Source organism: Marinococcus sp. LNHM4E3-1, from assembly GCF_056034405.1.
In genome coordinates, this window is the sequence record NZ_JBQLID010000003.1 from 281,450 (window position 1) to 294,413 (window position 12,964).

Below are 12,964 nucleotides of genomic sequence, written 5' to 3' on the forward strand. Positions count from 1 at the left end.
AACATCCTTTCTAAGAGGTTTCAATTGTTTCGGATTCCACATCAGCAACATATACGGTTTTCTTCTCTTTCCATGCTTTTGCTGCAGCCAGTGCAGCCGTCTGGGCGGCAATGCCGTCATCACCGGTGCAGACAGCCGGGGTGTTGGACTGCACGGATTCAGCGAACATTGCAATTTCGCGCTGAAACGCTGTTTGATAACGTTCGAGGAAGAAATGCACCGGCTTTTCCGATTTAATAAAATCGTCCTGCCACCACTCCACCTGATGGATTGGCTGGTTCGGCACTGTGGCTGCCCCGTTGGAGCCAAACAGCTCGAGACGCTGATCGTAGCCGTAGACCGCCCGCCGGCTGTTTTCAATCACACCGACCGCCCCGCTTTCGAATGTTAAAGAAATAACAGCCGTGTCAATGTCGTCGTAATCGTTGAACCGCTTATCGGTCAGCGCACCGCCGTGCACAGAAATCGCTGCGATATTTTCTCCCATAATATAGCGGGCCATATCAAAGTCGTGAATGGTCATGTCCACGAACAGTCCTCCGGATTTCGCCACGTATTCCATGGGAGGGGGGGAAGGATCGCGTGAGACGATCTGAAGCATCTCGGGGGTGCCGATCTGGCCGTTAATCCGCATCTTCCGCACCTGCTGAAAGGAAGGATCAAAGCGGCGGTTGAAGCCGAGCTGAAAAACAAGGCCCGCTTCCTTAGCCGACTTGACGATCCGGCGGGATTCTTCAATATCAAAGCTGATCGGCTTTTCACAGAAAATATGTTTCTTGTTTTGAATGGCCTTATCAATGAGAGAGATATGCTCCGAGGTGGCAGCGCAGATGAAGACGGCATCAATTTCGGGATCGTGAAGAATATCTTCAGCGTTAGACGTAACATACTGCGGAGAAAAGGCCTGCTCGATTGTTTCAAGAGCAGAGGTGTTTATATCTGCGACAGCCCGGAGAGCAGTGGCCGGAAGATAATGAAGGTTTTCTATATGCAGCCGGCCGATGCGCCCGGCGCCGATAACACCTATATTAACCATATGCAGAACCTCCATAAAATGTATTTTGAAGAAAGCGCTTAACTTTAATGTGAATTATACATTAATGAATCGCTTACATCAATCAAAGAATGAGATTTTTCAGAAAACATGCAGCAGCGTTCACCATTAATATAGAAATTAAAGAAAAATCAAAAAAATACTTTACATCTGAATGCGCTTTCTTTAGAATCAAACGTATAGAAGAGGAAAGCGCTTAACCATAAATCGATTAAAATAACGAAGGGTGGTTATGTTTTAATGGAATTTCCAAAAAACCGTTCAAGGGATCTGGTTGGCATGGGCCGGCTGACGATTGACATGAACGCGAATGAAATCAACCGTCCGATGGAAGAAACGCGGACGTTTACGAAATATGTGGGAGGTTCTCCGGCAAATATTACGATTGGGGCATCGAGACTCGGTCTCAGCACCGGCTTTATCGGCAAGATAGCAGATGACCAGATGGGTAATTTTATCCGCGGCTACTTTGAAGAAAATAATATCAATACGGAAAATATAAAAACAGACGATACGGGGGCGGTGACTGGTCTTGCCTTTACGGAAATTATCAGTCCGGAAGACTGCAGTATACTTCTGTACAGAGACAACGTAGCGGATTTGAAAATCAGTCCGCTCGAAATTTCCGAGGAATACATTAAAAATACATCCGCGGTAATGTTTTCGGGCACGGCGCTTGCTGCGAGCCCTTCCCGGGAAGCGGTCTTTCTGGCGGCAGAATATGCGCATAAACACGGAACGAAGGTGCTCTTTGATATTGACTTTCGTCCGGCGACGTGGAAATCAAAAGAAGAAACCGCCACGTACTACAACCTGCTGGCTGAAAAAAGCCATCTGATTATTGGAACAAGAGACGAATTCAATATGATGGAAAACATGGAGTCAGAAATGGATGGAAGCGATGATAAGACTGCTGCGAAGTGGTTTAATCACTCGGCGGAGATTGTGCTGATTAAGCACGGAGCCGAAGGCTCGTTTGCCTACACAAAGGACGGGGACTATTTCACCGGGAAAACCTTTGAAACTGAAGTGCTGAAAACATTCGGGGCAGGAGACGCCTACGCTTCCTCCTTTGTTTACGGTCTGATGCAGGGGTGGGAAGTCGACCGGGCAATGGATTTTGGCGGTGCGTCTGCAGCCATTGTCATTTCCCGGCACAGCTGCTCCGAAGCGATGCCGAATGCGGAAGAAGTACAGGAATTCATTGATGAAAGTGTGAGAAAAGGTACCATAAAGTCCTAAGAAGACAGAATGCTCCGGTATAATCATGTGAAAGTACTTCAAAAAGCAATTCTATAATTTGTTTATATAGAAAGGACGATGAAGAATATGCAGGAACAAGCAGTAACCACACTGAAAAATTTTATCGGCGGCGAATGGGTGGAGTCCCGGTCGGCGACCGACAAGGTGTACAATCCGGCCACCAGTGAGGTGATCGCCCACGTGCCGCTCTCCTCGAAGGAGGAAGTGGACGAAGCTGTGAAGGCGTCCAAAGCCGCCTACCGGGACTGGTCGAAAAAGCCGGTCCCGCAGCGGGCCCGTATCCTGTTTGCCTACCAGCAGCAACTCATCGAACACTGGGACGAGCTCGCCGAGATCATTACGCTCGAAAACGGCAAAAATCTGAAGGAAGCCAAGGGTGAAGTGCAGCGCGGCATTGAGTGCGTGGAATTCGCCGCCGGGGCGCCGACACTCATGATGGGCGACCAGCTGCCGGACATTGCCACCAACATTGAGTCCGGCATGTACCGCTATCCGATCGGCGTGGTCGGCGGGATCACCCCGTTCAACTTCCCGATGATGGTGCCGTGCTGGATGTTCCCGCTTGCGATCGCCTGCGGCAACACGTTCGTGATGAAGCCGTCCGAGCGGACGCCGATGCTGGCAAACCGGCTCGCCGAGCTGTTCGAGGAAGCCGGGCTTCCGAAGGGCGTGCTTTCGGTGGTCCACGGCGCGCATGACGTCGTGAACGGCCTGCTCGAGCACGACGACGTGCCGGCGATTTCCTTTGTCGGCTCGCAGCCGGTGGCCGAATACGTGTATAAAAACGGCACCGCCCACGGCAAACGCGTGCAGGCGCTCGCCGGTGCCAAAAACCACACCCTTGTCATGGAGGACGCGGACCTCGATAACGCCGCCTGGCAGATTCTGAACGCCGCCTTCGGCTCCGCCGGGGAACGGTGCATGGCCGCCTCCGTGGTCGCGGTGCAGGAAAGCGTCGCCGACCAGCTGGTCGAAAAGATCCAGGCGTACGCGGACGACGTGACCATCGGCAACGGCCGTGAAAAAGACGTGTTCCTCGGACCGGTGATCCGCGAAGGGCACCTCGAGAAAACGAAGGCCTATATCGACAAAGGCGTCGAAGAAGGCGCGACGCTCGTGCGCGACGGCCGCCAGGATGAGGTCGCGAAGGAGGGCTACTTTATCGGCCCGACGATCTTTGACCACGTACAGCAGACGATGACGATCTGGCAGGATGAAATTTTTGCGCCGGTGCTGTCCATCGTGCGCGTGCCGGACCTGACCGCCGGCATCGAATGGGCGAACGAGTCCCGCTTCGCGAACGGGGCGTGCCTGTTCACGAGCTCCGGCCACAGCGTCCGGGAATTCCGGGAGAACATCGACTCCGGGATGCTCGGGATCAACGTGGGCGTGCCGGCGCCGATGGCGTTCTTCCCGTTTTCCGGCTGGAAGGATTCCTTCTACGGCGACCTGCATGCGAACGGCAAGGACGGCGTCGAGTTCTACACCCGCAAGAAAATGGTCACCGCCCGCTGGTAAACGTATAGCTTCAGCCCAATAGCACAACACCCGGACTGTCTTCTCTTTCCTTTCTATTCTGAGAGAGGAGAAGGCAGTTTTTTCTTCTATAAAACGACAACAGGAAGGGGATTTTTATGCCCGTATTAACGACAGCACAGGCAATCGTACGTTTTTTGGAGCAGCAGTATATTGAATGGGACGGCGAGGAAATCCCGTTTGTAGATGGAATGTTTACGATTTTCGGCCACGGTAACGTTCTTGGCCTCGGCCAGGCTCTTTCTGAAGCGAAGCGGCTCCGGGTGTACCAGGGAAAAAACGAGCAGGGGATGGGGCATGCGGCTATATCGTATGCTAAACAGAACAATCGCAAACGCATCATCGCCTGCACGTCTTCAGTCGGACCTGGCTCTGCCAATATGGTGACAGCGGCAAGCGTGGCGACAGTAAACAACGTGCCGCTGCTTCTTTTTCCGGGAGACATCTTCGCAAGCCGCCAGCCGGACCCGGTGCTGCAGCAGGTGGAGCAGCCTCACGACTTAACGCTTTCCACTAACGATGCGTTCCGTCCGGTAAGTAAGTTCTGGGACCGTATAACAAGGCCCGAACAGCTGATGAGCTCCTTAATCCAGGCGATGCGTGTATTAACAAATCCGGCAGAAACCGGCGCTGTTACCGTGTCCGTGCCACAGGACGTCCAGGGGGAAGCGTACGATTTTCCGGAATCGTTTTTCCAGAAACGTGTTCACCGTGTTTCGAGAAAAGTGCCGGATGAACGTTCGGTGAAGGAAGCAGCAGCTTTAATCCGGAGCAAAAAGCGTCCGTTTATTATTTGCGGTGGAGGCGTGCGTTATTCAGAGGCGGGAGAAAGCCTGAAAAAAATGGCTGAAGCCTGGAACGTGCCAATCGCAGAGACGCAGGCCGGCAAGAGTGCGGTGGAAAGCACGCATGAGTGGAATGTCGGCGGTCTTGGGGTAACCGGTAACCTGGCAGCGAATACGCTGGCTCCGAAGGCGGATGTTATTATTGCAGTAGGTACGCGTCTGGCTGACTTTACCACCTCCTCGAAGCAGCTGTTCCAGGACGAAAATGTCGAATTTATTTCAATCAACGTGTCGGAATTTCACGGGGTGAAAATGGATGCAGCCCCATTAATCGGGGACGCTCAGGCTGTAATTGACGCGCTGGTAAACGAAACCGGGGACTATACGTCTGAATTTCAAAAAGAGACCGAAGAGGCAAAGGCGGCCTGGGCCACGGAAAAAGAGCGGCTTTATTCTGTCCGCTACACAGAAGAAGGATTTACGCCGGAAATCGCCGGTCATCTTGATGAGGAGCTGCAGGAGTACCGTAAAGTGCTTGGCACGGATCTGGCGCAGACGACAGCACTTGGTATTGTGAACCGGGAAATCGATGAAAACGCTGTAGCCGTCGGAGCGGCCGGAAGTCTGCCTGGCGACATGCAGCGCCTTTGGGAGTCGAGCCAGAAATACCGGTACAACATGGAATACGGCTATTCCTGCATGGGCTATGAAATTTCCGGAGCGTTCGGGGCCAAGCTCGCAGAGCCCGACAAGGAAGTATATGCCATGGTCGGGGACGGCAGCTTTTTGATGCTGCATTCGGAAATGATTACAAGCGTCCAGGAAAACAAAAAAATTAACGTGATGCTGTTCGACAATTCCGGCTACGGCTGCATTAATAATCTGCAGATGGGCAACGGTATGCAGAGCATTGGCACAGAGTTTCGCCATCGTGATGAAGCAAAGGATGAAATGTGCGGCAGTGTGATGCACATTGACTATGCAAAAGTAGCTGAAGGCTACGGCCTGAAAACGTACCGGGTCACGACAGAGCAAGGGTTGAAAGAAGCTATCGCTGACGCGAAAAAGCAGACGGTGTCTACGCTGATTGATGTAAAGGTGCTGCCGAAGACGATGACCGGGGATTATGAATCCTGGTGGCACGTCGGGGTTTCAGAGGTTTCTGAGCGTGAAAGTGTACGGGAGTCCTTTGAAGAAAAAGAAAAGCAGCTGCAGCATGCCCGGAAATATTAAATGATTAAACGCGTTCATAGCCCCGGCTTTGGACGCTTTTTTTAACTGGAAATTATCTTTTTGATAAATCGCTTACATTTTTTCCGTTTACCCCTTGAATTACCTGAAAGGAAACGATAGTATAAACATAAGTTAAGCGCTTACTCAAAAACAATTATAATAACTATAAAAAACAGTGCAGGAGGTTCTAGGTCGTGGATAAAGTAAAGGTTGGAATACTGGGAGCGGGGCACATCGCTGCAGTGCATGCTGCTCTTTTAAAGCAGGATGAACGGGTCGAAATCGTTGGAATTGCTGATATTTTTGAAGAAAAGGCGAAGGAGCTGGCCGCAGAAGCAGGCCCGGAAGTTCAAACAGCGGGCTCCATCGAAGAGCTGATTGCACTTGGTGTGGACACGGTCTACGTCACCACGCCAAACACGATGCATGTCAGTCCGGTTCTTCATTGCTTGAAGAATAATGTAAACGTCTTCAGCGAAAAGCCAATGGCCACCTCGGAGGAAGAAGCAAAACAGATACGCGATGCCGCCCGGGAGTCTAAAGGCTGCTACAATCTTGGCATGAACCGCAGGTATGCCTATGTGTATAAAAAAATTAAAAGCTACATGGATTCGGGGCAGCTGGATGCGTACTCCGCCCATTTCAAAATGAACCGGGGAGAGCTGCTGCATCCTGCCTGGACTTCAGATCCAACGAAGACTGGAGGCTTTTTATATGAAACGCCGTTTCATTTGATGGATCTCTGCCGCTATTATTTCGGGGAAGTAAAGAAAGTGAAATGCGAAGCAACACAGGCCGTGTCAGACAGCGAGCTTGATAACTTTGCGATTCTTTTAACCTTTGAATCCGGCCTGGTCATGACGTTCAACACCTTCGCCCATTCCGGATGGAGCTTCCCGTTTGAAGCGATTGAAATCTACGGCAAATACAGTACGGCGTCAACCGCTGAACTCGAAACGGTGAAAATTGCCTGCGGCCTTGAAGGGGAGATTGATTCCTCGGATTACCACCTTATGCCTGTCAGTAAAAAATGGGGATATGAAGAAGAAAACCGGCTGTTCATTGATGCTCTGGTCAACGGTACAGAACCGCCGGTAAATGCAGAGGAAGCGTACAAATCAACCTTCCTGTTAACAAGCATTTATGAAAGCGCTAAAACCGGTAAAGAAATAAATATTGCCGACCGGTTAAATAAAGTAATTTCTTAAGATAAAGAGAAAAGGAGTGGCCAGAGGCCATAAAGAAGAGCAGCTAAGTCAGGCGGACAGGAAAAACACAGGAGGTGCGCAAATGGCACAGAACGATATAAGAGTAGCGGTGCTCGGACTCGGACGGCTGGGATTGTTTCATGCAAGCAACATGATGAACAAAGTAAAAGGAGCCGAGCTGATACTGGTGTGTGATCCACTCGCCGAGCATGCCGAAATGGTGGCTGAACAGCTTGGGGTGGAACGCTGGACGTCTGACCCTGAAGAAGTGTTTGCCGATCAGGAAGTGGACGCGGTAGTGATTGTAACGCCGACCAGTACGCACGCTGATATGATTACAAAAGCCGCCCGCAGCGGCAAGCAGATCTTTGTGGAAAAGCCGCTGACCTCCACGGTGGCAGAAGCCGAAGAGGTGATCAAAGTTGTTGAAGAGACCGGCGTTGTATGCCAGGTCGGCTTCATGAGAAGGTACGACCCTGGTTTTCATGATGCCAAGGAGCGTATTGAAGCCGGAGAAATCGGCAAACCGATTTATTTTAAAGGCTTCTCCAGAGACAGCGGCTCACCGCCTGCCTCTTTCATTAAAAACAGCGGCGGCATATTTCTGGACTGCTCCATTCATGACTACGATATGGCCCGGTATTTAATGGGCTCGGAAATTTCTTCAGTTTCCGGCCACGGCCGCATTCTTATCAATTCCTTCATGGAAGAATACGGAGATGTCGATCAGGCGATTACGTATTTGGAATTTGAAAACGGAGGAGCCGGGGATGTAGAAGCAAGCAGAACGTCTCCGTACGGCCATGACATACGGGCAGAGATTATCGGCACCGAAGGAGCGATCTTTGTCGGTTCGCTCCGTAACAGCGATGTGACAGTGCAAAGCAGCTCGGGAAGCAACCACGAGATTGTGCCAAATTTCCAGACACGGTTCCGGGAAGCTTATATTCTCGAGCTCGAACAATTTATTAAATGCGTCAAAGGAGCCGAGGAGCCAAGGGTCACTTCACTGGATTCCAAAATCAATATGCAGGTAGCGCTTGCGGCCACCGAATCATTTAAACACAACGGAGAACGCATTTATATGAAGGATGTTCACCAGGATAAAGTTTATACCGACTAAATAGACACGGGAAAATATAACGAAATGATAAGAAAAGGGGTGCAGCATATGGCGGGGCTTGGGAACTACGAGTTCCATCTCGGAATTGCAGCTATCAGCTGGGTGAATGATGATATTCCGGGACTGGGAGACCACTATTCACTGGATCAGATTTTAGGAGAAATGCGGGAAATCGGGTACGAAGCGACGGAAATGGGTCGCACCTTTCCACGTAACCTTGACGAATTAAAAGCAATTCTCGAAGCGCACGATATTACGCTTGCCAGTAAATTCGTCGGCACGCAGTTTTCCAATCTGCAGCATAAGGAACAGGAAGTCCGCGATTTCGAAGAATGGGTCCGGTTTTTGAAAGACATGGACTGCGAATACGTAATTGTGTGTGAAATGGGCAACTCGATGCACTGGGATAAAGATGATCCTGACAAAGCAAAAATTACAGCACCGTCAGAAGCACAGTGGAAAAGCATGGTGGACGGCTTGAACGAAGCCGGGCGCATCGCGGAAAAATACGGACTCAAGCTCGTGTATCATCCGCATGCCGGCACGATTGTAGAACAACGCGAGGACGTGGACCGCCTGATGGCAGAAACCGACAAGGATGCTGTATCGCTGCTGTATGATACCGGACATGCCTTTTTCGGCAACTACGACCCGATGGATCAGCTGACGCGCTACTACGACCGCATTAAGTACGTACACTACAAGGACGTACGGGAAGACATATGGAACAGGACGATTAAAGAAAACCTGACGTTCCGGGAAGCTGTACTCGAAGGCCTGTTCACCGTTCCCGGCGACGGCTGCATCGATTTTGCGCCTGTCCTTGAAGAACTGATGAAACGGGGCTACCGGGGATGGACAGTAGTAGAAGCAGAACAGGATCCAGACGTTGCCCCGCCGTATAAATATGCGAAAATGGCGAAGGATCATCTGGATGAAACGATGGACAGGATCCTGGAAAAATACGGGGAAAAAGCCGGCAGATAAACGAACGAAGGCATTTCGAGTGAATATCGAAATGCTTTTTTCTGCTTCAGGGAGCCTGCACTTCCGGAGGTTCGCAGTGAATTTTGTTTTCTCCTGGGCCAGAAAGCTTAAAAGAAAAGGCTCTCCCGGTGGATAGGAAGGAACGGAGGATTTATAATAAACGAAACGACAAAAATGAGGAAGATAAAATGAGACCGACAATTTACGACATCGCTGAGCGGGCCGAAGTTTCGATCGCTACAGTGTCAAAGGTGATTAACAACAAAGGAAAAATAGGGGAGAAAACCAAACAGCGGGTGCTCGCTATTATGGATGAGCTTGATTATCAGCCGAGCACGGTGGCTTCTGCTCTGACAGGAAAGCAGACGAATACGATCGGTCTGCTGGTTCCTGATATTGCCAACTCTTTTTTTGCCGAGCTTGCGAGAAGCGTGGAAGATACAGGGCATGCCGGCGGGTTCAATGTTGTTATATGCAATACCGACAATAATCCAGAAAAAGAAATTCAATATTTGTGGTGGCTGAATCAAAAAAGAGTGGACGGTATTATTCTGGGAACAGGCATACAAAACACGAAAGCGCTGCAGGATTTTATGAAACAGAACATTCCCCTCGCGCTCGTGGCGAGAGATGCTTCCGAGATTAACGTAGACACGGTGCTCGTTGATGATTACCGGGGCGGATACGCGGCTACGAAGCATCTGCTCGAAGCAGGACATTCCCGGATTGCTTTTGTTGTAGGCGAGATGAATAATTCGAGTGATACAGAGCGGCTGAAGGGCTTTTACGAAGCGTACGACGAGCACGGGGTAAACCGGGAGGAAGCAGTGATTGTAAAAGGCAATAATTCGATTGACGATGCTAAACAATCCATGCGCCAGATTCTGCAGGAGAAGCCGGATATTACCGCAGTTTTTGCTTTGAATGACTTTTTAGCGATCGGCTGTATTCAGGCAGGCAAAGAAGCAGGACGCCGGGTGCCCGAGGATTTGTCGGTTGTCGGCTTTGATGATACATTTATTGCTACGCTGAGTGATCCGCCGCTGACTACAGTAGCGCAGCCCATCCTTGAAATGGGGCGGCTGGTGACCCAGATGCTTGTGGACCGGATCGGTGGCAAAAACGAAACGACGCGAACCGTTATTTTAAATCCGGAGCTGCACGTGCGTAAGACGACCGCAGGCATAAAAGAAGCAGAAAGGGATGTTAAGAGCTCATGAAATACAACACGCTTGGAAAAACAAACGAAGAGGTTTCTGTCGTAGGTATTGGAACATATCAATTCGGCGGCGAATGGGGGAAAACCTTTACTCAGAAAGAAGTCGATGGTCTGTTTGAAGCAGCAAGAACGGAAAACCTTAATTTTATTGATACCGCTGAATGCTACGGGGACCATCTTGCGGAAGAACTCACCGGCACAGCCATTCAAAAGGACCGCGATCAGTGGTTTGTAGCCTCCAAATTCGGCCATCATTTTCATGGGCCGAATGACCGGACCCGGCACTATGATCCAGAGGATGTGCAAAAGCAGCTCGAAGCCTCACTCCGGGCGCTCCGGACAGATTACATTGATCTTTACCAGTTTCATTCGGGCACAGACGAAGAGTTTCAGGATGATAAGCTGTGGACGATGCTCGATAAACAGAAAAAAGCAGGCAAAATCCGTCATCTTGGCCTTTCCGTGAAAAAACAGGACTACATGAATCAGATCAGGCAGGCAGAAGCTGTCGGTGCAGAAACAATACAGCTCGTGTACAATCGTCTTGACCGTAACAACGCCGAGGATGCTTTTCCGGAATGTGACCGCCAGAATCTCGGTGTTATCGCCAGAGTCCCGATGGCGAGCGGCTACTTGAGCGGAAAATATACACCTGGAGCTTCCTTTGAAGAGAATGATGTCCGCCACCGTCATCCACAAAATGAGCAGGAAGCAGCCCTTCAGGAAGCCCTGCGGCTCAAGGAGAGTCTGCCGGATGATGTGCCTCTTGCCCAGTGGGCCCTTGCCTGGTGCCTGGCCAACTCAAGTGTGGATGCTGTCATCCCCGGCTGCAAAACGCCGGAGCAGCTGGTAAGCAACGCCAAAGCTGTAGACCTTCTTGATAATAAAGACAGTTCCCTGTTCACTATTTAACTGAACCAGCTGACGCCTTTTCCTGAATAGGGAGGGGCGTTTTTTACGTAAAGAATAGAAAATTGTCTTTGAAGTAAAGCTGTTGTTTCTTTCGGGAAGCAGAAGGGAATAGTGGGGTAATAATTCATAAACAGGAAGGATGAGGGAGTGTGGCAGAGGTAGAATACTGGAAACAGTTCGTAGTAGAACCACAAATGCTCGAGGCTTCAAAAACGGAAGTGTCTGACGTGTTGAAGGTTTGGAAGAACGGAGAAAAAGACGCAATCGTGATAGTGGATGAAGACAGCCGCCCAGTGGGTGTTCTCGATGAAACAAAAGTGTGGAATCACATCTACAAGGAAAAAAGCCTTGATAAAAAAATTAAGGACGGATGGATCTTAGAAGTTTCCCAGATTACGGAAGGACAGATTCCGGAATCATGGGAACAGCAGTATCCGCCAATCGCAGTCGTTAACAAAAAGGGGAGAGTCACCGGTGTCTGGACGGAAAAAGCGTTAAAAGAGCTACATACGTCTGAAACGGCTTCTTCCCCTACCTTCCGGCCCTCCATTGCCTCCTTCCGGCGTATCATAGGGGAAAATGAAGAGGTGCACCGGGCGATCCAAACAGCGAAGCGGGCCGCTAAAACGAAAACCCCCGTCTGGCTTTCCGGGGAAACGGGCACAGGCAAGGAATTGTTTGCCCAAGCGATTCATCAGGAAAGCGGCAGAACAGGAGAATTTGTAGCGGTGAACTGCGCCTCCATCCCGGACGCTAACCTTGAAGAGGAATTATTCGGAAAAGAAGTCCCAATGCAGCCCCAGCAGGGTGCTGTTGGCTTGCTTGAAGCAGCTCATGAAGGCACACTGTTTCTCGACGAAGTAGGCAATATGTCTATGGCGATGCAGGCAGCTCTTTTGCGCGTGCTTGAAGATTCGTATGTACGTAAGATTGGCAACGCAGCCCCGATTCCGGTAAACATGAAGATCATTTCTGCTACTAATGAAAATATTGAACAGCTGGTGGAGGAAGGGAAATTCCGCCGGGACCTGTATTACCGCCTGCATGTGGTACCCGTAGGCCTCCCGCCGCTCCGAGAGCGGACCGAAGATCTCCCGCTTCTGGTGGAATACTATAATACGCATTTTTCCACTGAGCTGGGTGTGAAGCCGTTAAAAATAACAAATAAAGCCATGGAAGCCATGAAACAGTATGACTGGCCGGGGAACATCCGGGAATTGATGAATGTTATTGAGCAGCTTTCTGCGATGCACGACGGCGGGAAAATACGTACGGAAGACCTTCCCATCTCTTCTGTGAAAGCCCGCGAAGCCACAGAGCCCGTTCAGGCAGCCCGGACCGAAAGCGCGAACGCAGCAAACTGGAAGGACCAGAAATCGGCCCAGGAGCAGACCATGATTAAGCAGGCGCTTGAAGAAGCAAACGGCAATAAGACAGAAGCTGCCAAAAAGCTTGGCATCCACCGGACAACGTTATATAAAAAAATGCGTGATCATCATATGTAACACAAAAAAAGCAGGAGCTCTCCTGCTTTTTTTCAGGCTGTCGAGAAAGTCTCCTTTCTCGGCAGTTTTTTTGTAGGCAAGCGCCCCGAAGGGTCGTATACTAAAAAGAAAAGGGGCGATATCGCCATGCTTGGCAAAG

The 12,964-nt window shown here is 50.4% G+C and carries 10 protein-coding genes; 9 read left to right on the forward strand and 1 reads right to left on the reverse strand.

From position 1 onward, the window contains the following. Positions 1–10: 10 nt before the first annotated feature. The gene (iolG, locus tag ACTRXI_RS05105; RefSeq protein ID WP_474261380.1) at positions 11–1,036 is read right to left on the reverse strand and encodes an inositol 2-dehydrogenase; all 1,026 of its coding nucleotides are present in this window, start codon (positions 1,034–1,036) and stop codon (positions 11–13) included. Between the two features lie 258 nt (positions 1,037–1,294). Between iolG (ACTRXI_RS05105) and iolC the strand changes: the two genes are divergently transcribed. The 9 genes from iolC to ACTRXI_RS05150 all read left to right on the forward strand — a co-directional run bounded on the left by iolC (position 1,295) and on the right by ACTRXI_RS05150 (position 12,825). Further along, positions 1,295–2,296, forward strand: coding sequence for a 5-dehydro-2-deoxygluconokinase (gene iolC / locus ACTRXI_RS05110; protein WP_474261381.1), 1,002 nt, complete (start codon positions 1,295–1,297; stop codon positions 2,294–2,296). Positions 2,297–2,383: 87 nt separating this feature from the next. Next, on the forward strand, positions 2,384–3,835 hold the full coding sequence (locus ACTRXI_RS05115) for a CoA-acylating methylmalonate-semialdehyde dehydrogenase (RefSeq protein WP_474261382.1): 1,452 nt from the start codon (positions 2,384–2,386) through the stop codon (positions 3,833–3,835). Between the two features lie 116 nt (positions 3,836–3,951). Continuing rightward, positions 3,952–5,871, forward strand: coding sequence for a 3D-(3,5/4)-trihydroxycyclohexane-1,2-dione acylhydrolase (decyclizing) (gene iolD / locus ACTRXI_RS05120; protein WP_474261383.1), 1,920 nt, complete (start codon positions 3,952–3,954; stop codon positions 5,869–5,871). Positions 5,872–6,065: 194 nt separating this feature from the next. Then, complete coding sequence (locus ACTRXI_RS05125) at positions 6,066–7,079, forward strand: Gfo/Idh/MocA family protein (protein ID WP_474261384.1); 1,014 nt, start codon at positions 6,066–6,068, stop codon at positions 7,077–7,079. Between the two features lie 82 nt (positions 7,080–7,161). After that, entirely contained in the window at positions 7,162–8,202 is a 1,041-nt protein-coding gene (iolG, locus tag ACTRXI_RS05130; protein WP_474261385.1) for an inositol 2-dehydrogenase, read from the forward strand. Between the two features lie 48 nt (positions 8,203–8,250). Then, on the forward strand, positions 8,251–9,189 hold the full coding sequence (gene iolE / locus ACTRXI_RS05135) for a myo-inosose-2 dehydratase (RefSeq protein ID WP_474261386.1): 939 nt from the start codon (positions 8,251–8,253) through the stop codon (positions 9,187–9,189). Positions 9,190–9,377: 188 nt separating this feature from the next. Next, positions 9,378–10,409, forward strand: coding sequence for a LacI family DNA-binding transcriptional regulator (locus ACTRXI_RS05140; protein WP_474261387.1), 1,032 nt, complete (start codon positions 9,378–9,380; stop codon positions 10,407–10,409). Next, on the forward strand, positions 10,406–11,320 hold the full coding sequence (locus ACTRXI_RS05145; protein ID WP_474261388.1) for an aldo/keto reductase: 915 nt from the start codon (positions 10,406–10,408) through the stop codon (positions 11,318–11,320). Before ACTRXI_RS05140 ends, ACTRXI_RS05145 begins: the two co-directional genes overlap by 4 nt. A gap of 149 nt (positions 11,321–11,469) precedes the next feature. Then, positions 11,470–12,825: a sigma-54 interaction domain-containing protein gene (locus ACTRXI_RS05150; RefSeq protein ID WP_474261389.1), complete on the forward strand. Its 1,356-nt coding sequence runs from the start codon at positions 11,470–11,472 to the stop codon at positions 12,823–12,825. Positions 12,826–12,964: the final 139 nt, after the last annotated feature.

Bases quoted from the DNA above. Each gene is read 5' to 3' on its own strand.
- iolG (WP_474261380.1), bottom strand. From the start codon at position 1,036: ATGGTTAATATAGGTGTTATCGGCGCCGGGCGCATCGGCCGGCTGCAT.
- iolC (WP_474261381.1), top strand. From the start codon at position 1,295: ATGGAATTTCCAAAAAACCGTTCAAGGGATCTGGTTGGCATGGGCCGG.
- ACTRXI_RS05115 (WP_474261382.1), top strand. From the start codon at position 2,384: ATGCAGGAACAAGCAGTAACCACACTGAAAAATTTTATCGGCGGCGAA.
- iolD (WP_474261383.1), top strand. From the start codon at position 3,952: ATGCCCGTATTAACGACAGCACAGGCAATCGTACGTTTTTTGGAGCAG.
- iolG (WP_474261385.1), top strand. From the start codon at position 7,162: ATGGCACAGAACGATATAAGAGTAGCGGTGCTCGGACTCGGACGGCTG.
- iolE (WP_474261386.1), top strand. From the start codon at position 8,251: ATGGCGGGGCTTGGGAACTACGAGTTCCATCTCGGAATTGCAGCTATC.
- ACTRXI_RS05140 (WP_474261387.1), top strand. From the start codon at position 9,378: ATGAGACCGACAATTTACGACATCGCTGAGCGGGCCGAAGTTTCGATC.
- ACTRXI_RS05145 (WP_474261388.1), top strand. From the start codon at position 10,406: ATGAAATACAACACGCTTGGAAAAACAAACGAAGAGGTTTCTGTCGTA.